A 20,771-nucleotide genomic window follows, 5' to 3' on the forward strand; every position below is an offset into this window, starting at 1 on the left:
CCCGGTCAGCGGCGGGCTCCGGCGACCACGACCAGCAGCGGAACGAGCCGGGAGGGAGGGATCCGATAGCGCCCACGTCCGGCCGTCTCCAGCCAGCCGGCGGAGACGAGTTGCCGCAGGTGGTGGTAGATCTGCCCGGTCGTACCGAGCCCCTCCAGCTCCATGAGCTCGGTCACCGCGGTCCGTCCCTCGGCCAAGGCCTGGATCAGGCGCAGCCGCACGGGGTGCCCCAGGGCTCCGAGCGTCTCGGCCGTCTCGGACCAGTCGGAACCCAACACCGACTCCGTGGCTTCGGACCGTTCCCACTCCACCGGCTCACCGTCCGGACCGACCACAGACCCGGCGAAGACCACTCCCCTTCGTGCCGCTTCCTCCAGGCGCTCCCGAAGTCCCGGCAACGCCCCCTGGGCTTCGATCGGCGCGACGCCGGCACCAGGCTCGGGCGTGGACCCCCGGACTCGCTCCTCAAGCTCGGAGATCCGCCGAGAGACCTCGGCGACCTGCCCGACCAGCGCGTCCCACGACGGCGCAGCATCACCCATTCGGCCAGCCTAGCGTCGGAGGCGCGCGCACGGTCCCGGCCCATCGAAGTGGACCCGCGGTCAGCGCGGACGGGCCGTCCTCCGCGGCGACGGCGGACCCGTGGGCGGAACGCGGCAGGAAGCCCCGACGGTCGTACAGGTCCGGTCCGGTCTTGACGGCCGTCCAGTCCGGTGCGGTCCCGACGGCCGTCCAGGTCCGGTCCGGCCCGGATGACCGGACCGCCGGACATCACGTCGTCTCCTGCGCCTCGGTACGGAGTCGGCGGGCCCCCGCGGTCAATTGGGCGACCAGCTCCCGTTTGAGCACCTTGCCGCTGGGGCCGAGGGGGAAGGCGTCCACGAACTCCACGCGGCGCGGGTACTTGTACGGTGCCATGCGCTCCTTGCTCCAGGCGACGATCTCGGCGCCCAGGGCCGGGCCCGGCACCGTGCCGGGGCGGGGCCTCACCACCGCGCACACCTCCTCGCCGTGGACGGGGTGGGGGAGTCCGACGACGGCCGCCTGGGCGATCGCCGGGTGGCGGGCCAGGACGTCCTCCACCTCGCGCGGGTAGACGTTGTACCCGCCGCGCAGGACCACGTCCTTCTTGCGGTCGACGACGGACAGATAGCCCTCGTCGTCCTTGACGCCCAGGTCACCCGAGCGGAACCAGCCGTCCACGATGGCCTCGGCGGTCGCCTCCGGCCGGTTCAGGTAGCCGGCCATCACGTTGTGCCCCCGGATGACGATCTCCCCGGTCTCGCCTGCGGGCAGCAGTTCGATCCTGTCCTCCACCTCGGCTCTGGCGATCTCGACCTCGACGCCCCAGATCGGCCGGCCCACCGTGCCCGGTCGGAGCGGCCACGCCTTCTGGTTGTAGGCCACCACCGGGGAGGTCTCGGTCAGTCCGTACCCTTCGAGGACCGGGCAGCCGAACGTCTCCCGGAACGCGTCCAGGACCGCCACCGGCAGCGCGGCGCCACCGGAGAACGCACGGTCGAGCGCGGGTCGGCGCGGGTCGGCGCGGGCCGCTTCGAGGAGGGCGGTGTACATCGTCGGCACCCCCATGAACACGGTGCAGCGCTCCCGCACCATGAGGTCCAGCGCGCCCGGCCCGTCGAACCGGGGCATCAGCACCAGGGTCGCCCCCGCCCGGAAGCAGGTGTTCATGCCGCAGATCTGACCGAAGGTGTGGAAGAGGGGCAGACAGCCGAGCAGGACGTCGTCCGCGGTGAAGTCGAACGGCGACAGCATGGTCGTGTCGACGTTCATCACCACGTTGAGATGGGTGAGCAGGGCGCCCTTGGGCCTGCCCGTGGTGCCGGAGGTGTAGAGGATCACGGCGATGTCCTCGGGCGCACGCGCCACCTGACGGTCGATCGGGGCGGTCCGCGCCGCGAGCGCGTCCAGCCTCGGGGCGTGGGCGAACTCCCCTTCCGCGCCACCCTCTTCCGCCATGACGGTCAGTACGGGCGTGCCGGTCGTCTCCGCCGCCCTGCCGCCCTCGGCCAGCAGCGGGGCGGCGCAGATCAGCGCCGCCGCCCCGGAGTCCTTCAGGACGTACGCGATCTCGTCGGCCCGGAGCAGCGCGTGGACCGGGGCCGCGATCGCGCCGAGCGCGAGCACACCGAAGTACGCCGACGGGAAGTGCGGCGTGCTGGGCAGCAGCAGCGCCACCTTGTCGCCGGGGCCGATGCCCCGCGCGCCCAGCGCCGCCGCGTACCTCCGTGCCTCGTCCCACAGTTCGCGGTAGGTGATCTTCCGCGTACCGGCCACGACCGCCGGGTGCTCCGGTCGCCGCAGCGCGGACTCGGCGAGGACGGACGCCAGGGAGAGGATCACGGGTGTCTCACCCGCTCGCTTCCGCGGCCAGCCGCGCCTTGTCCGGTTTGCCGACGCCGGTGAGGGGCAGAGCGGGGCGGATGTGGATCCGCGCGGGGACGTGCTTGGGCGAGATGGCGGCCCGGATGTGTTCCGCCAGTGTGTCGGGGGTGGCCGCGGCCGCCTCGCGCAGCACCACGGCGGCGTGCAGGTGCTCGACCCGGTCCCGGTCCCGGACGCAGAAGACGGCGGCCTGGACGACATCGGGATGCGCCAGGAACGCGTTCTCCACGGTCACCGGATGGATCTTGATGCCGTTGGTCTTGACCACCTCACCGATCCGGCCACGCAGATGGAGGTAGCCGTCGCCGTCGACGAAGCCGAGGTCGCCGGTGTGCACCCAGCCGTCCCGTACGGTCCGGGCGGTGAGCTCGGGCTCGGCCACGTACGCGCTCATCGTGAACGGCGACCGTACGCAGACCTCGCCGGTCTCGCCGGGCGGCAGATCGCGGTGGTCCTCCGGGTCGGTGATCCGGACCCAGCCGGGCATCGGCCGGCCGACCGTGACCCGCAGCCGGGGATCGAGGTGCTCGGCGGGCGAGAGCATGCTGACGAAGCCCGCCTCGCTGGTCGCGTACACCTGGATCAGTACGTCCCCGAAGACCTTGACCGCCTCGCCCAGCCGCTCGGGGGAGGCGGGGCAGCCCACGTACGTGACCATCGTGAGGCTGGAGAGGTCGGTCGAGTCCACCTCCGGATGGTCCATGAGCAGATACAGCTGGGGAGGGGAGAGCAGCATCCTGGTGATCCCGTGCCGTTCGATGCGGTGCAGCACGTCACCCGGGTCGAAGCCGTCCCGCAGGACCACCGAACCGCCGGACGCGAGCGAGTCGTCCGCCGTGGCGCCGCTGGAGTGGCTCAGCGGGAGGCAGGCCAGGTAGACCGACCGCCAGCCCATCTGCAATCCGGCGGAGATGAACCCGTTGCGGGCCCGGAAGTCGAAGGCGATGCCCTTCGGCTCACCGGTCGTCCCGCTGGTGTAGGTCACCACCGCGGGCCGGTCGGGCGGGATCGCGAGGGTGTCCAGGTCCAGTGCGTCCGGGTCCCCCGCCGTCAGATCCAGGACATCGGGGCCGAGGTCGTCGAGGGAGGCGAGGGTGAGGGGAGTGCCCAGCCGCTCGCGCAGCTCACGCGCGGACGCGAGGTTCTCCGCGTCGACGGCCAGATACGTCGCGCCGGTCTCCCGGAGGACCTTGAGCCGGGCGTCGGCGGCCAGGTGGTCCGCCGGGTCCACCGCGTTGGTGGTGTGCAGATGCACCACCGTGGCCCCGGCCAGATTCGCGGCGTACCGCAGGACCAGGGTCGGGGCGGTGTTGGTGACGGTCAGGATGGCGACCACCGCCCCGCCGTCGGTCCCGCCGGCGTGCTGGTGCAGGGTCCGCGCGGCCGACCGGACCAGGGTGGTCAGCTCCGCCGCGGTGAGCGTCCTGCCGCGCCAGGACAGGACGACTTTCTCCGGTTCCGCGGAGATCACCTGAAGGATCTGGCTGACATACGTTTCGTTCGACGGCATAGGAAACTCCAGTGGTGCCGTGGCGAGGAATTTCCGCAGAGCCTACAACAAGGGAATGCGGTGTACCAGGAGTACGAAGGGGAGAAGCGGGTGCGCGGGCGGAAACGAATTGTCGCAGGCCGCGCCATCGAAGTGATATGCGCCCCTGAGACAATACCCTCTACCGATTCGGCCCCCGCATCGGTTCGGTCTTCGGAGAAAAGGGTCGTCATGAACCATTACCTGGAGCTCTTCTCGCGGAACATGGGCGAAGGCGGGGCGCCGGATGCGAAACGGGAGTTCCTCGAACTGGGCCGGCTCGCCGGAAAATTCCCGGCGGCCCGGAGCCTGCGGGACGGGGTCACCTCCGAGATCAGCGTGTGGTGCAGCAACGACTACCTGGGAATGGGCCAGCACCCACTGGTTCTGGCGGCGACCCGCGAAGCCCTCGACGAGTACGGTGCGGGCTCGGGCGGCTCCCGGAACATCGCCGGGACCAACCACTACCACGTACTGCTGGAGAAGGAACTCGCGGATCTGCACGGAAAGGCGGACGCCCTTCTCTTCACCTCCGGTTACACCGCCAACGACGGAGCCCTCACGGTCCTCGCGGGACTGCCGGAGAAATGCGTCGTCTTCTCCGACGAGATGAACCACGCCTCGATCATCGACGGACTCCGCCACAGCGGCGCCGAGAAACGCATTTTCCGGCACAACGACACGGCCCATCTCGAAGAGCTGATATCGGCCACCGATCCCGACCGGCCGAAGATGATCGTCATGGAGTCGGTCTATTCGATGGGGGGAGATGTCGCCCCGCTCGCCGAGATCGCCCGGATCGCCCGCGAGCACGGTGCGATGACCTTCCTCGACGAGGTGCACGCGGTCGGAATGTACGGGCCGGAGGGAGCCGGTATCGCCGCGGGCCTCGGCATCGCGGACGAGTTCACCGTCATCATGGGGACGCTCGCCAAGGGATTCGGCACCACCGGGGGGTACATCGCCGGGCCCGCCGAGCTGGTCGACGCGGTGCGCGGCCTCTCCCGCCCCTTCATCTTCACCACCGCCCTGCCCCCGGCGGTCGCGGCGGGCGCGCTCGCCGCGGTCCGGCACCTGCGCACCTCGGAGGAGGAACGCGACCGGCTCCGCGAGAACGCGCGGCTGACGCACCGCCTGCTGAGGGAACGTGCCATCCCCTTCCTCTCCGACGGGTCCCACATCGTCTCGATCTTCGTCGGGGACGACGCACTCGCCCGGCGGATCTCCGCGCTGCTGCTGGCCCGCCACGGCATCTACGTCCAGGCGGTCAACGCACCGAGCGTGCGCGTGGGGCAGGAGATCCTCAGGAGCGCACCCGGCGCCGTCCACGAGCCGGCGGAGATCGAGGGGTTCGTCACGGCGCTGGACGGCATCTGGCGGGAACTGGGGGTGACGCGGGCTCAGGGCCCGCACATGTCCTCCGGAACGGAAGGCTGACCCTCCCACGCGGTGTGCTGCCCTTCCCACGCGGTGAGTTGTCCCTTTCACGCGGTGCGCTGCACTTTCCCCGCGGTGAGGTGCCCTTCCCGCGCGGCGAGATGCCCCTCCGCCGCCCGTGCGTGAGGCGGTGCCTCCTCCGCTTCTCCGCTCCACGAACTGCCCGCTCCCCGTACGCGTAGCGGCCGGTGTGCCGCTTCCCGTCCCCGATGCGGCTGGTGTGCCGCTCCCCGTCCCCGATGCGGCCGGTGTGCCGCTTCGGCAGCGTGGGGCGTCCTGTCGCGGCCTGCGATATCGGGCCGCTATGCGCCCTCGGCAAGATCGACGTCGGCGGGACCAGCGGCGGTACACATCGGCCATGACGAAGACGTCCCGGCCGACGCACGACCCGTGGCGGCGGGCACCCCGCCACGGTCCGGTGACTGATGGTCCTGCTCGCCGCGAAGGAGTCCGAGAACACGATGGCGCACCCCGACGGTACGGAAGCACCGCTGCTGTGGACGCTGGCCGGCAACGGCAAGCAGGCGCTGGCGGCCGGTGCGCGCGGTCTGCACACGTACCTGGCCGGCCGTGACGACTGGAGTCCCCAGGACATCGCGCTCACCCTCGCGCGCACCGCTTCGGAGGGAAGCCGGCGGGCGGCACTGGTGGCGGACGGCCGGGACGGGTTCCTGCGGCGGCTGGACGCGCTCGCCGACGGCAGGAGCACGCCCGGCCTGCTGGAGGGCCCCGCCGGGGCCGGCGGCCGGGTCGCCTTCGTGTTTCCCGGGCAGGGCGCGCAGTGGCCCCGCATGGCGGTGGACCTGCTGGACACCTCCCCGGTGTTCCGCGACCGGATGGACGCGTGCGCGCAGGCCCTGGAACCGTTCGTCGACTGGTCGCCCCTCGACGTGCTCCGCGACCCGGACGCGCCGGGCGCACCCGCCGGGTACCGCGCCGACGTGGTGCAGCCCCTGCTGTTCGCCGTGACGGTGTCGCTCGCCGCGCTGTGGCGCTCGCACGGGGTGGAACCGGCCGCCGTGCTCGGCCACAGCGTCGGAGAGGTCACGGCAGCCGCGGTCTCCGGCGCGCTCTCCCTGGACGACTCCGCGCGGGTGGTGGCCCTGTGGAGCCAGGCCCAGGCGACCCTGGCAGGTCAGGGCGACATGGTCTCCGTCATGGCCCCGGCCGACGAGGTCGAGCCCAGGCTGCGCCGCTGGGAGGGCCGCCTCGTCGTCGCCGCGCACAACGGCCCCCGGTCCGTGATCGTCTCCGGCGACCGCGACGCCGCGGCCGAACTCCTCGACGCCCTGGCCGCGGACGCGGTGCACGCCCGGCGGATCGCCGTGGGCCTGGCCGCCCATTCCCCGCACATCGACGCGATCATCCCCCGGATGCGCGCCGACCTCGCCCCGATCCGCCCCCGTACACCGCGGCTGCCCTACTACTCCGGCCTGACCGGCGGACGACTGGACGCGCCGGTACTGGACGCCGACTACTGGTGCCGCAACCTGCGCAACACGGTCAGGTTCCATCAGGCGGCCGGGTCCCTGCTGCGGGACGGGCACGGTGTCCTGCTGGAGGTCAGCCCGCACACCGTGCTGACCTCCGCCCTCACGGACTGCGTGGAGGAACAGGGTGCCGAGGCCGCCGTCCTGGGGACGCTGCGCCGCGACCAGGACGGTCCGGGCCGGTTCCTGACCTCGCTCGGTGACCTGTACGTACGCGGAGTGCCCGCGCACCGGGAGGCTCCCTCCGCCGTGGAGCACGCCCGGGTACGGGAGTTGCCGACGGCGGTCCTGACCGCCCTCGCGGACACCGGCCCGGCGGACGTGAACGCGACGGAGGGTACGGACGGTGAGGAGGGCGGCGCCACCGCCTTCCGTGCGGAGCTGGCCGCCATGGACGTACGGGAGCGGCGCGCCGCGCTGGCACGCCTCGTGGGCGAGGAGATCGCCGCGCTGACCGGGCGGTCCGATCCCGTCCCCGCCGAACTGGCCTTTCTCGACCTGGGATTCGACTCCGTCACCGCCGTGGAGCTGCGCAACCGGCTGGGCGCGGCGACGGCGCTGCGCATCCCGGCGACGGTCGTCTTCGACTGCCCGACCCCGGCGGCCCTGACCGCGTACCTCAGCACCGCGATCAGCGGCGACCGGTCCGGCACGGACGCGGCCACGGACACGGACACGGTCACGGCCGTGCCGGTGCGGCGTCCCGTGGACGACGACCCCGTGGTGATCGTCGGCATGGGCTGCCGCTACCCCGGAGGTGTCGGCAGCCCCGACGAACTCTGGGAGCTGGTGTCCTCGGGCGCCGACGCCGTCTCGGCGCTCCCCGCCGACCGGGGCTGGGACACCGCCGGACGGTACGACCCCGCACCGGGGACGCCGGGCCGCTACTACCAGCGGGAGGCGGGTTCGCTCGCCGGTGCGGCCGAGTTCGACGCGGAGTTCTTCGGCATCTCGCCGCGCGAGGCGGCGGCGATGGACCCGCAGCAGCGGCTGCTGCTGGAGACGGCCTGGGAGGTGCTGGAGCGGGCCGGGATCGACCCGGTCACTCTGCGGCGGACCCCGACGGGCGTCTACGTCGGGGCGATGACCATGGATTACGGCCCCTCCCTCGAACAGGGCGCCGACGAGGGCGGCCACCTGCTGACCGGCAACACCGGAAGCGTCGCATCGGGCCGGCTGGCCTACACCCTCGGGCTGGAGGGAGCGGCGGTCACGGTGGACACGGCGTGCTCGTCCTCGCTGGTGGCCCTGCATCTCGCGGTCCGGGCGCTCCGGTCGGGCGAGTGCTCGCTCGCCCTGGCCGGCGGAGCGACCGTGATGTCCACGGTCGGCATGCTCGTGGAGTTCAGCCGTCAGGGCGGCCTGGCCCCGGACGGCCGCTGCAAGGCCTTCGCGGCGGCGGCCGACGGCTTCGGCCTGGCCGAGGGCGTGGGGATGCTGTTGGTGGAGCGGCTGTCGGACGCGCGGCGCAACGGGCATCCGGTGCTGGCCGTCATCCGTGGTTCGGCCACCAACCAGGACGGCGCGAGCAACGGCCTGACGGCGCCGAGCGGCCCCTCCCAGCAGCGGGTGATCCGGGCTGCGTTGGCGGACGCGGGGTTGGTGGCGTCGGATGTGGACGTGGTGGAGGCGCACGGTACGGGGACCAGGCTGGGTGACCCGATCGAGGCGCAGGCCCTGCTGGCGACGTACGGGCAGGACCGGCCCGGCGACCGTCCCGTCTGGATCGGCTCACTGAAGTCCAACATCGGACATACCCAGGCCGCGGCGGGCGTGGGCGGTGTCATCAAGTCGGTGCTGGCGATGCGGCACGGGGTGATGCCCAGGACGCTGCATGTGGACGGGCCGACGCCCGAGGTGGACTGGGCGGCGGGGGCCGGGCAGTTGCTGATGGAGGCCCGTACGTGGGATGACACGGGCCGCCCGCGGCGGGCCGGAGTCTCCTCCTTCGGCATCAGCGGGACCAACGCCCACGTGATCCTGGAGGCTGCCCCGGCCGAGGCCCCGGCCACGGCCACGGCGGTGGAGGGTGCCCGGCGTTCCGGGGCCGTGGTGTGGCCGGTGTCGGCGCGCAGCGCGGAGGCTCTGCGGGCGCAGGCGGGCGCACTGGCAGCACGGGTGGCCGAGGAGCCCGCGCTCGACGCGGTGGACGTGGGCTACTCGCTGGCGGTGGGGCGTGCGTCCTTCGAGCACCGCGCGGCGGTGGTGGGCGGCGACCGGAGCGAGCTGCTCCGTGGGGTGAGGGCGCTGGCGGAGGGGCGTTCGGCCCAGGTGCCGGGGCTGGTGCGGGGCGGCGGGGTGTCGTCGGGGCGTTCGGTCCTCGTATTCCCTGGTCAGGGGTCGCAGTGGGTGGGGATGGCCGCGGAGCTGCTGGGGGAGTCGGGGGTTTTCGCGGGGCGGATGGCGGAGTGTGAGCGGGCTCTGGCGCCTTATGTGGACTGGTCGTTGGCGGAGGTGTTGGGTTCGGATCGTCTGCTGGGCCGGGTTGATGTGGTGCAGCCGGTGTTGTGGGCGGTGATGGTGTCGTTGGCGGAGGTGTGGCGGTCGTTCGGGGTGGTGCCGGACGCTGTGGTGGGTCATTCGCAGGGTGAGGTGGCCGCTGCGTGTGTGGCGGGTGGGTTGAGCCTGGAGGACGGGGCGCGTGTGGTGGCGTTGCGCTCTCGTGCGGTGGGGGTGTTGGCGGGGCGTGGTGGTATGGCCTCGGTGCCGTTGCCGGTGGACGTGGTGCGGGAACGGCTTGTCGGGTGGTCGGGTCGGCTGTCGGTGGCCGCTGTCAACGGCCCCTCGTCGACGGTGGTTTCGGGTGATGCGGACGCCGTTGCCGGGCTTCTTGAGGAGCTGGCCGGTGAGGGGGTCCGGGCTCGTCGTGTCGAGGTGGATTACGCGTCGCATTCCTCCCATGTGGAGGCGATCCGCGAGCAGTTGCTCGCCGGGCTGAAGGACATCACCCCGCGTACGGGCTCGGTGCCGTTCTATTCGAGCGTGACCGGAGGCCTGTTGGACACGAAGGGTCTGGACGCGGAGTACTGGTACCGGAATCTGCGCGAGACCGTCGAGTTCGGGAAGGCGACGGAGGCGCTGTTGTCCGATGGGTTCCGGTTCTTCGTCGAGGCCAGTCCGCACCCCGTTCTGGGTGTCGCGGTGGGGGAGTCGGTGGAGGCGGCGGGTGTGGACGCCGCGGTGCTCGGCACCCTGCGGCGCGGTGAGGGCGGCCAGGAGCAGGTGTTGCGTGCGGTGGGCCGTGCCTGGGAGTGCGGACTGGGTGTGGACTGGTCGGGGGTGTTCCCGGGGGCGCGGCGGGTCGAGTTGCCGACGTACGCCTTCCAGCGCAGCCGCTACTGGCTGACCGCCCCCGCCGCAGCCCCGGCCGCCCCCGCCGAGGACCGCTGGGACGAGCTGGAAGCGCAGGACCCCGCCCAGCTCGCCGAAACCCTCGGGGTCGGCCGTGCGGCCCTGGACGAGGTCCTGCCCGCCCTGGCGGTCTGGCGCTCCACCAGAAGCCGTGAGCGCACGGCCGAATCCTGGCGCTATCACGTTGCCTGGGCACCCCTGTCGGTCGCACCGGCCGACGGTCTCGCCGGGCGCTGGCTCGCCCTGCGCCCCCCGCGCGACGACGCGGCGGCCGTCCTGGACGCCCTCGGTGAGGCCGGGGCCGACCTCCTCCCGTGCGTCGTCGACGATCCGGGCGTGACCCGAGGGCAACTGACCGCTCTGCTCACGGAGACCGTGGGGGAGCGGCCGATCGCCGGAGTGCTCTCCCTGCTCTCCTGGGAGGAGCGCCCGCACCCCGGCCATCCGGAGCTGCCCGGCGGTCCGGCGCTGACCCTCGCGCTGGCCCAGGCGCTGGAGGACGCGGGCATCGACGCCCGGCTCTGGACGCTGACGAGGGGAACGGCGGTCCTCGGGGGCGCCGAGCGGCCCGGACACGTCGGCCAGGCCGCGTCCGTCGCCCTCGGGCGGACGCTGGCACTGGAGCACCCGCACCGCCTGGGCGGGCTGGTCGATCTGCCCGAGGTGCTGGACGTACGGGCGGCCCGCCGCCTGTGCGCGGTGCTCGGGGGAGCCGTGGCCGACGAGGAGCAGGTGGCGGTGCGTTCCACCGGGGTCCACGGCCGTCGCCTCCGGCCCGCCCCGCCGTCCGTGCCGCCGAAGGCCGCCCGGGGCGGCGGTGCCGGCCGGGCACGTACGCGCCCGCTGTGGACGGGTACGGTCCTCGTCACCGGTGGTACCGGCGGCGTCGGCTCGCACACGGCGCGCTGGCTCGCCGGTCAGGGCGCGGAGCGGCTGCTGCTGGTCAGCCGCCGCGGTGCCGACGCCCCCGGAACGGACGCACTGCGGACGGAACTGACGGCGCTGGGCGCCGAAGTGGCCTTCGCGGCCTGCGATGTCGCCGACCCGGACGCCCTGGCGGCGCTGGTCGCCGGCATCCCGGCGCGCCACCCGCTCTCCGCCGTCGTCCACGCGGCGGGTGTCCTCGACGACGGTGTGCTCGACGCGCTGGACCCCGCGCGGCTCGCCGCGGTGCTGCGCGCCAAGCTCACCGCCGCACGCAACCTGCACGAGGCCACCGCCGACCTCGACCTGTCGGCCTTCGTGGTGTTCTCGTCGGTGATGGGCGTCGTCGGCAACGCCGGGCAGGGCAACTACGCCGCCGCCAACGCCGCCGTGGACGCACTCGTCGCCGCCCGCCGGGCTGCCGGGCTGCCCGGTACGTCCGTGGCCTGGGGAGCCTGGGCCGGGCCGGGCCTGCTGGCGGACGAAGTCGCCGCGCGGCTGCGGGACTTCGGCATGCCGGTGATGGAGCCCGAAACGGCCGTCACCGCGATCGGCCGGGCACTCGCGGAGGACGACGCGCTGGTGGTGGTCGCCGATGTCGACTGGCGGCGCTTCGCCACGAGCACGGGCCTGCGCTCCGCCGCCCTGCTCGACGGGATACCGGACCCGGCCGCCGCGAGCCCCGCCCCCGCCGCCGGCACCACACCGTCGGCGGCCCGCGCGGACGGCGGCTCCGCCGACGCGCTGCGGGAGCGGATCGCCGTACTGCCGCGCCACGAGGACCGGGTCGGAGCCCTCACCGAACTGGTACGGGCCCAGGCGGCGGCGGTCCTGCGCCACCCCGACGCCGACGCGGTCCCGTCCACGAAGGCGTTCTCCGCGCTCGGCTTCGACTCGCTGACAGCGGTCGAACTGCGCAACCGGCTCGCCGCCGCCACCGGGCTGGCCCTGCCCGCCGCCGTCCTGTTCGACCACCCCACGCCGTCGACACTGGCCGACCGGCTCCTCGCGGACCTCGGCCTGGACCCGGACCTCCCGGACGCGCCGAGCGACACCGCGGGCTCCGCCCGGTACGCCGGCGACGGGCCGGGCCGGGCGGCGGAGCCCGGCAGCGGCGAGCCGATCGCGATCGTCGGAATGGGCTGCCGCTTCCCCGGCGGGGTCGCGCGCCCCGAGGACTACTGGCACCTGGTCTCGAACGGCATCGACGCCGTCGGCGACTGGCCGTCGAACCGGGGCTGGGACACCGAGGGCCTGTACGACCCCGATCCCGACCGCCCCGGCACCACGTACAGCAGGCAGGGCGGCTTCCTCCACGATGTCCCCGATTTCGACGCGGAGTTCTTCGGCATCTCGCCGCGCGAGGCCCTGGCCATGGACCCGCAGCAGCGGCTGCTCCTGGAGACCGCATGGGAGGCGGTCGAGGGCGCCGGGCAGGACCCGACCGCGCTCAAGGACCGGCAGGTCGGCGTCTACATCGGTACCAACGGCCAGGACTACTCCGCGCTGCTGGAGGGCGCCGAGGGGATCTCCGAGGGCCATCTGCTGACCGGGAACACGGCCAGCGTGCTGTCGGGCCGGCTGTCCTACGTCCTCGGCCTCCAGGGGCCCGCGCTCACCGTCGACACCGCGTGCTCCTCGTCGCTGGTGGCGCTGCACCTCGCCGTGCAGGCGCTGCGGCGCGGCGACTGCGAGCAGGCCCTCGCGGGCGGGGTGTCGGTGATGAGCACCCCGCGCCTCTTCGTGGAGTTCAGCCGCCAGCGCGGGCTCGCCGCCGACGGACGGTGCAAGGCGTTCTCGGCGGAGGCCGACGGTACGGGCTGGGGCGAGGGCGCCGGGGTGCTGCTGCTGGAGCGCCACAGCGACGCCCTGCGCCACGGCCATCCCGTACTCGCGCTGATCAGCGGCACCGCCGTGAACCAGGACGGCGCCAGCAACGGGCTCACCGCCCCCAACGGCCCGTCCCAGCAGCAGGTCATCCGCGCCGCCCTGGCCGATGCCGCGCTGCGGGCCGACCAGATCGACGCGATCGAGGCCCACGGTACGGGGACGAAGCTCGGCGATCCCATCGAGGCGCAGGCGCTCCAGGCCGTCCACGGACCGGCCCGCCCGGCGGACCGCCCGCTGTGGCTCGGCTCGGTCAAGTCGAACATCGGGCACACCCAGGCGGCGGCCGGGGTGGCCGGGGTGATGAAGATGGTGCTGGCCATTCGCCACGGCGAACTGCCGGGCACCCTGCACGCCGGGACGCCCAACCCGCACGTGGACTGGTCCGGCGGCGGCATCCGCCTGCTCACCGCACACACCCCGTGGCCGGAGACCGGGAGCCCGCGCCGGGCGGGTGTGTCGTCCTTCGGCATCAGCGGCACCAACGCGCACGTGATCATCGAGCAGGCCCCCGCCATCGCAGCCGTGCCCGCCCTGGACCGGGCCGATGATCAGGGCGGACCCGGTGCCCCGGGCCGTACCGAAGCTCCGGATCGGATCGATGCCCCGGGCCGGGCCGGAGTCCCCGGCCGGATCGATGCCGCGGTCCCGGCCGACGCCCACGACCGGTCCGGCACTCCCGACACGCCCGCCTCGGACGCGCCCACTCCGACCACGCGCACTCAGGACACCGTCGCCACCGTCGCGACAGCCCTCGCCGCAGTCACCGCCACCCCCACCGCCCGCCGTACCGGCCCGCCCATCCCGCTGCTGCTCTCTGCCAGGACCCCCGAGGCCCTGCGGGCCCAGGCCGGCCGGCTGGTGAGCCGGTTCGACGCCGACCCGGACCTCGAACCGGCGGACGTCGCCTACTCGCTCGCCACGGGGCGAGCCCCGCTCGAACACCGGGCCGCCGTCCTGGGCCGGGACCGGGCGGCCGTCCGGCGCTCGCTCACCGCGCTCGCGCGCGGCACGTCGGCGGGCCGGCTGCTCACCGGAGGCCCCGTGCGCTCCGGCCGGACCGCCTTCCTCTTCCCGGGGCAGGGCAGCCAGCGGGCCGGAGCGGGCGCGGAACTCTACCGTGACGACCCGGTGTTCGCCGACGCCCTCGACGAGGTGCTGACCGGCCTGGACCCGCACCTCGACCTCCCCCTGCGCGACATCCTGTTCGCCGCACCCGGGACACCCGGTGCCGAGCTGCTCGACCGCACCCGGTACACCCAGCCCGCGCTGTTCGCCCTGGAGACGGCGCTGTTCCGGCTCGTACGGCACTGGGGCGTGCGGCCCGACCTGCTGATGGGGCACTCCATCGGTGAACTCGCCGCCGCCCACGCGGCGGGCGTCCTGGACCTGCCCGACGCCTGCGCGCTGGTGGCGGCCCGGGGACGGCTCATGGACGAACTGCCCGGAGGCGGGGCGATGGTGGCGGTGGAGGCCACCGAGGACGAAGTGCGCCAGGCCCTGCTGGACGACCTCACCGGGCACCCCGCACCGGAGCGGGAGCAGGACCGGGAGCGGGACCGGGACGGGGTGGACATCGCCGCCGTCAACGGGCCCGCGTCGGTGGTCCTGTCCGGTGACGCGGACGCGGTACGGCGCCTGGCCGGGGCGTTCCGCTCCCGGGGGCGGCGGACCCGGCGCCTGAGCGTGAGCCACGCGTTCCACTCCGCCCGGATGGACGGGATGCTCGACGCGTTCCGGGACGTGGCCGAGTCGCTGACGTACCACGCCCCCGGCATCGAGATCGTCTCCAACCTGACCGGGCGTACGGCCACGGCCGCGGAGCTGCGCTCGCCCGACCACTGGGTACGCCACGTCCGGGGGACCGTGCGCTTCCTGGAAGGGGCCCGTCGGCTGCGTGCCGGGGGCGCGACGACGTACCTGGAGATCGGACCGGGCGGTGTGCTGTCCGGCATGCTCCACGGCTGCCTCTCCGACCCCGCGGCCGACCTCCCATCCGACCCCGCATCCGAACCCGGCGCCGGCCTCGGCCGCACCCCTGCCCCCGACCCCGGTGACACCGGGACGGTGCCGCTGCTGCGCGACGGCCGCGACGAGCCGGACGCGGTCCGCGCCGCACTCGCCTCGCTCCACCTGCGGGGCGTGGAGGTGGACTGGTCGGTGGGCTGGAGCGGCACCGACGTACGGCGGGTCGATCTGCCCACCTACGCCTTCCAGCGCAGGCGCTTCTGGCCGGAGGCCGCCGCCGACCCGGCCCCCGCCGCCTGGCGCCGCCGGAGCAGCGCGGTTGCCGCCGGGCCCCGCCGCTACCGCATCGCCTGGGAGCCGCTCGCCGTATCCGAGAAGCCGCGTCTCTCCGGTCGCTGGCTGCTCGTCACCCCCGACGGGCCCGGTGCCGAGGACACCGCACTCGCCTGCGAACAGGCCCTCGCCGGACACGGTGCCGACGTGGTCGTGATCCGGGTCGGGGCCGCCGTCGAACGGGCCGAACTGGCACTGATGCTGCCGGAGTTCGGTGCACTGGCGGGTGTCCTGTCCCTGCTCGCCCCGGCCGAGTACCCCCACCCCGGTCCGCAGACGCCGGACGCCTGTCCGGCCGGCACCCTGCTGCTGCTCCAGGCGCTGGGCGACAGCGGCATCGACGCCCCCCTGTGGTGCGCCACCCGTGGCGCGGTGGCGGTCGACGGAACGGAGGAGGTCCGTCCCGAGCAGGCCCAGGTGTGGGGCCTGGGCCGGGTGGCGGCCCTGGAGCACCCGCTGCGCTGGGGAGGCCTGGTCGACCTGCCGGAACCGCTGGACGGGCCCGCGCTGGACGGACTGTGCGCGGTGCTGGCCGGACTGGACGGCGAGGACCAGGTGGCCGTACGCGCTCCCGTGCCGCTGGGACGCCGGCTCGTCCCCGCGCCGGAGCCCGCGACACCCGCGCCCGCACCGTGGACACCGCGCGGCACGGTCCTCGTCACCGGCGGCACCGGCGGTCTCGGCGCCCAAGTGGCGCGCTGGCTCGCGGAGCGCGGGGCGGAACACCTCGTACTCCTCGGCCGGCGGGGCCCCGAGGCCCCCGGAGCCGACGCGCTGACCGACGCCCTGTCGGCGCTCGGCGCCCGGAGCACCGTACTGGCCTGCGACGTCGCCGACCGCGCCGCGCTGGAACGGGTCCTGGAGCGGCTGCACGACGCGGGCGACACCGTACGGGCCGTCGTGCACACCGCCGGACTCACCTCGGACACCCCGCTGATGGACTGCACACCGGAGGAACTGGCCCGGCTGACGGAGGCCAAGACGCTCGGCGCGGCCCACCTCGACGCCCTGTTCGACGGCCGACCCCTGGACGCCTTCGTCCTGTTCTCCTCCATCTCGGGCACCTGGGGCAGCGGCGGCCAGGGCGCGTACGCGGCGGCCAACGCCTACCTGGACGGCATCGCCGCCGCGCGGCGCGGCCGGGGCCTGACGGCGACCTCGGTGGCCTGGGGCCCCTGGGCCGGTGCGGGCATGGCCGCCGGCGCCGTGGGTGAAGGGCTGCGCCGCCACGGGCTGGTGCCGATGGCACCCGAGGCGGCCCTCTCCGCGCTCGGCCTGGCGCTCGCCCTGGACGAGGGCGAGACGATCGTCGCCGAACTGGACTGGAACCGCTTCGCGCCCACCTTCGGTTCGGTGCGGGACAGCGCGCTGCTGCGCGGCCTGCCGACCGCCCCGGAGCCCCGGACGGCGGACACCGCCACCGGGTCCGGACCCGGTACGGGCGGCGAACCGCCGTGGCGGCACCGGCTGAGCCTGCTGTCCGGGCCCGAGGGCCGCAAACTGCTGACGGAGCTGGTCCGGAGCGAAGCGGCCACCGTGCTGGGCCATGAATCGGCCGCCGGGTTCGCCGCCGACCGCCCGTTCCGCGAGGTCGGCTTCGACTCGCTCACCGCCGTCGAACTCCGCAACCGGCTGGTCGCGGCGACCGCCCTGCCGCTCGCGCTCACCTCCGTCTTCGACCACCCGACGGCCGCCGCCCTCGCCGCGTACCTCTTCACCGAGCTGAACGGCACGGAACCGAACGCAGACGGCACGACCGGGGCCACCGGCCCGAGCGACCTCAGCGGCACGACCGGCGCGAGCAGCCCGATCGGCACCAGCGGCCCGGCCGCCACCGCCGAGGCGGGCTCCGCGGCTGCCCTCGGCGTCCCCGCCGGGCCCGTGGCGGCCGATGAGCCCCTGGCGATCGTCTCCATGGCCTGCCGGTTCCCGGGCGGGGTCCGCTCACCCGACGACCTGTGGCGGCTGGTTGCCGACGGAGTGGACGCGGTCACCGGGCTGCCCGACGACCGCGGCTGGTCGCTGGCGACCCTCTACGACCCGGACCCCCTGCACCCGGGCACCTTCTACACCACCGGCGGCGGATTCCTGGACGGAGCGGCCGAGTTCGACGCCGAGTTCTTCGGCATCTCCCCGCGAGAAGCCCTGGCCATGGACCCGCAGCAGCGGCTGCTGCTCGAAACCAGCTGGGAGGCGCTGGAGCGGGCGGGGCTCGATCCCTCGTCGGTGCGCGGCAGCGAGGGCGGTGTCTACGTGGGCGTCGCCGCCCAGGGCTACGGCACCGGCCCGCAGGATCCGGCCGACGAGATCGAGGGGCACCTCCTCAGCGGCACGGTCACCAGCGTCGCCTCCGGCCGCATCGCCTACACCCTCGGACTCGGCGGCCCCGCCGTCACCGTGGAGACGGCCTGCTCGTCCTCGCTGGTGGCCCTGCACCTGGCCGGCCAGGCACTGCGCGCCGGTGACTGCTCGTTCGCCCTGGTCGGCGGCGCCGCCGTGATGGCGAGCCCGGACGTCTTCGTCGAGTTCAGCCGCCAGCAGGGCCTGTCCCCCGACGGCCGCTGCCGTTCCTTCGCCGAAGGGGCGAACGGCACGGGCTGGGGCGAAGGTGTGGGCGTCCTGCTCGTGGAACGCCTTTCGGACGCGCGCCGCCTCGGCCATCCGGTCCTCGCTCTCGTCCGGGGCACGGCCGTGAACCAGGACGGTGCCAGCAACGGCCTCACCGCCCCGAGCGGCCCCGCACAGCAGCGGGTGATCAGGTCCGCGCTCGCCACGGCGGGGCTGTCCGGCGCCGAGATCGACCTGGTCGAGGCACACGGCACCGGCACGGTGCTCGGGGACCCCATCGAGGCCCAGGCGCTGCTGGCCACGTACGGTCAGGACCGGCCTGCCGGCCGCCCGTTGTGGCTGGGTTCGCTGAAGTCGAACATCGGGCACACCCAGGCCGCCGCCGGGGTCGCCGGGGTCATCAAGACGGTCCTCGCCCTGCGGAACGGCGTGCTCCCCGGCACCCTGCACGCCCAGGAGGCGTCCAGCCGGGTGGACTGGTCGGCCGGTGCCGTACGGCTGCTTGCCGACGCCCGCCCCTGGGACGCCCCGGACGGGGACCGGCCGCGCCGGGCCGGAGTCTCCGCGTTCGGCATGAGCGGCACCAACGCCCACGCGATCCTTGAGGAAGCACCCGCCGCCGCCTCCGTCCTGAAGGAAGCACCGGCTGCCGACCGCATCGTGGAGGACACCCTCGATGCCGCCTCCGCCTTGGAGCAGGCACCCGGCGCCGACTCCGCCCCGGAGGAAGCGACCGGCGCCGACTCCGCCCCGGAGGAAGCGACCGATGCCGCCTCCGTCCTGGAGAAAGTACCCGGCGCCCCGGCGCCCCACGGCGGGTCCCGTGGCGCGTCCGGTGAACCGTCCGGTGACACCGCGACCGCGGTCCCGTGGCTCCTCTCCGCCATGACCCCCGCGGCCCTGCGCCGACAGGCGCGCCGACTGGGCGAGCACCTGCGGGCCCACCCCGACGGGGGCACCGCCGGACCGGCGCACGCCCTCGCCACCACTCGCCCCGCCCTGCCCTTCCGGGCCGCCGCCGTCGGCCGCGACCGCGAAGCGCTCCTCGGCCGGCTGGACGCCCTCGCGGCCGGAGAGCCCGCGCCCGACACCGTACGGGACCGGGCGCGCGGCGGCCGTACGGTCTTCGTCTTCCCCGGCCAGGGTTCGCAGTGGGCCGGCATGGCCGTCGCCGCGCTCGACACCTCCGACCCGTTCGCCACCGCCATCGCCGCCTGCGAACGGGCGCTCGCCCCGCACACCGACTGGTCCCTGACCGAGGTGCTGCGCGGCACACCCGGTGCCCCGGCGCTCGACCGCGTGGACGTCGTCCAGCCGGTGCTCTTCGCCGTGATGGTCGCGCTCGCCGCGCACTGGCGCGCCACCGGGGTCACCCCGGACGCGGTCGTGGGACACAGCCAGGGCGAGATCGCCGCCGCCTGCGTCGCCGGAGCACTGTCGCTCGACGACGCGGCCCTCGTGGTGGCGCTGCGCAGCCGGGCTCTGCTGAAGCTGGCGGGACGCGGGGGCATGGTGTCGGTCGCCGCCTCCGCCGAGCGGACCACGCGTCTGCTGCCCGCCGGTGGAGGTGTGTGCGTGGCCGCGGTGAACGGCCCCGGGGCCGTGGTCGTCGCCGGGGAGCCCCAGGAGCTGGCCGCCCTGATCGCGGCCTGCGACCGCGAAGGGATCCGGGCCAGGGCGATCCCGGTGGACTACGCGGCCCACTCGGCCCAGGTCGCCGAGATCGAGGACGAACTGCGTGAAGCCCTGACCGGGATACGCCCGCGCGCCTCGGCCGTCCCGATCCACTCGACGGTGACCGGGGAACCCGTCGCCGGGGAGTCGCTCGACGCCGCCTACTGGTACCGCAACCTCCGCGAGCCGGTCGGCTTCGCCGGGGTCACCCGCACCCTGCTGGAGGCGGGGCACACCCTCTTCGTCGAGGTCAGCCCGCACCCGGTGCTGCTCGCCGGGATCGAGGAGGCGGCCGCGGAGGCCGGGCGGGAGGTGTCGGCGGTCGGTACACTGCGGCGCGGCGACGGCGGCCGCGACCGGCTGCTGGCCGCACTGACCGAGGCCTGGGCGGCCGGGGGCGGTCCGGTGGACTGGTCGCCCTGGACGGGGAGCGCCGAGCCGGGTGGCCCGCCCCTCCTCCCGCTGCCGACCTACCCCTTCGAACGCGACCGGTACTGGCTGCCCACACCGGGCCGGACGGCCTCCACCGTGGCCCAGGCCACCACCGGGGCGCCGGCCGGGAAGACAGCGCTGGCCACGGGCGCGGCCACTGCGGAGGCCAGGCGCGAAAGCACGGCGGAGGCCGCGTTCGACGACGACCGCACCCCCGCCGTCCGACTGGCCGCCCGGCTGGCCCCGTTGGACCGGCAGGCACGCCGCCAGACGGTCCTCGACCTGGTCATCCGGCACGCGGCGGCCGTCCTCGGCCACTCCGGAGCCGGCCCGGTGCGCCCGGAACGCTCCTTCTCCGAGGTCGGCTTCGACTCGATGCTCGCGGTGCGGTTCAGGAACGCGCTGTGCGAGGCCACCGGGGTGGCCGTCCCGCCGACGGTCGTCTTCGACCACCCGACGCCCGATGCGCTCGCCACTTACCTGGACGCGGAGCTGTCCGCCGCGCCCGGACCGCCCTCGCCGCTGCTGGCCGAACTGGACCGGCTGGCCGCGCTCCTCGCGGCCGTCCCGCCCGGAGCGGCCGACACGGAGGAGGTCGGCCGACGGCTCGACGGACTCCTGCGCGGCTGGGACCGGCGCACCGGCACACCGGACGGCACGGCACCACCGCCCGGACCGGTGGGCGACACCGCCACGGTGACGGATACAGCGACGGCGGACGAGCTGTTCGCCCTGCTCGACAACGACTTCGGCAACGCCTGAGAGAGAGCTGG

General features: G+C 74.4%; 5 protein-coding genes. 2 read left to right on the forward strand and 3 right to left on the reverse strand.

Translation table 11 applies throughout. From position 1 onward, the window contains the following. Nucleotides 1–5: 5 nt before the first annotated feature. The 3 genes from ACQ9ZG_RS30350 to ACQ9ZG_RS30360 form a co-directional block, all read right to left on the reverse strand. The gene (locus tag ACQ9ZG_RS30350) at nucleotides 6–542 is read right to left on the reverse strand and encodes an ArsR/SmtB family transcription factor (protein WP_109915676.1); all 537 of its coding nucleotides are present in this window, start codon (nucleotides 540–542) and stop codon (nucleotides 6–8) included. A gap of 229 nt (nucleotides 543–771) precedes the next feature. Further along, on the reverse strand, nucleotides 772–2,364 hold the full coding sequence (locus tag ACQ9ZG_RS30355) for a long-chain-fatty-acid--CoA ligase (RefSeq protein WP_109915677.1): 1,593 nt from the start codon (nucleotides 2,362–2,364) through the stop codon (nucleotides 772–774). Nucleotides 2,365–2,371: 7 nt separating this feature from the next. Further along, nucleotides 2,372–3,916, reverse strand: a complete 1,545-nt coding sequence (locus ACQ9ZG_RS30360) for a class I adenylate-forming enzyme family protein (RefSeq protein ID WP_109915678.1) — start codon at nucleotides 3,914–3,916, stop codon at nucleotides 2,372–2,374. Nucleotides 3,917–4,126: 210 nt separating this feature from the next. Between ACQ9ZG_RS30360 and hemA the strand changes: the two genes are divergently transcribed. Beyond that, nucleotides 4,127–5,371, forward strand: a complete 1,245-nt coding sequence (gene hemA, locus ACQ9ZG_RS30365; RefSeq protein ID WP_109915679.1) for a 5-aminolevulinate synthase — start codon at nucleotides 4,127–4,129, stop codon at nucleotides 5,369–5,371. A gap of 425 nt (nucleotides 5,372–5,796) precedes the next feature. Further along, nucleotides 5,797–20,760, forward strand: coding sequence for a type I polyketide synthase (locus tag ACQ9ZG_RS30370; RefSeq protein ID WP_499281427.1), 14,964 nt, complete (start codon nucleotides 5,797–5,799; stop codon nucleotides 20,758–20,760). Nucleotides 20,761–20,771: the final 11 nt, after the last annotated feature.

The sequence above is a fragment of the Streptomyces araujoniae genome (genome assembly GCF_050871195.1).
Taxonomy (GTDB): Bacteria; Actinomycetota; Actinomycetes; order Streptomycetales; family Streptomycetaceae; genus Streptomyces; species Streptomyces bacillaris.

What these genes read in the sequence shown, in the direction of transcription:
- ACQ9ZG_RS30350 (WP_109915676.1), bottom strand. Translation starts at nt 542, where the DNA reads ATGGGTGATGCTGCGCCGTCGTGGGACGCGCTGGTCGGGCAGGTCGCC.
- hemA (WP_109915679.1), top strand. Translation starts at nt 4,127, where the DNA reads ATGAACCATTACCTGGAGCTCTTCTCGCGGAACATGGGCGAAGGCGGG.
- ACQ9ZG_RS30360 (WP_109915678.1), bottom strand. Translation starts at nt 3,916, where the DNA reads ATGCCGTCGAACGAAACGTATGTCAGCCAGATCCTTCAGGTGATCTCC.
- ACQ9ZG_RS30370 (WP_499281427.1), top strand. Translation starts at nt 5,797, where the DNA reads ATGGTCCTGCTCGCCGCGAAGGAGTCCGAGAACACGATGGCGCACCCC.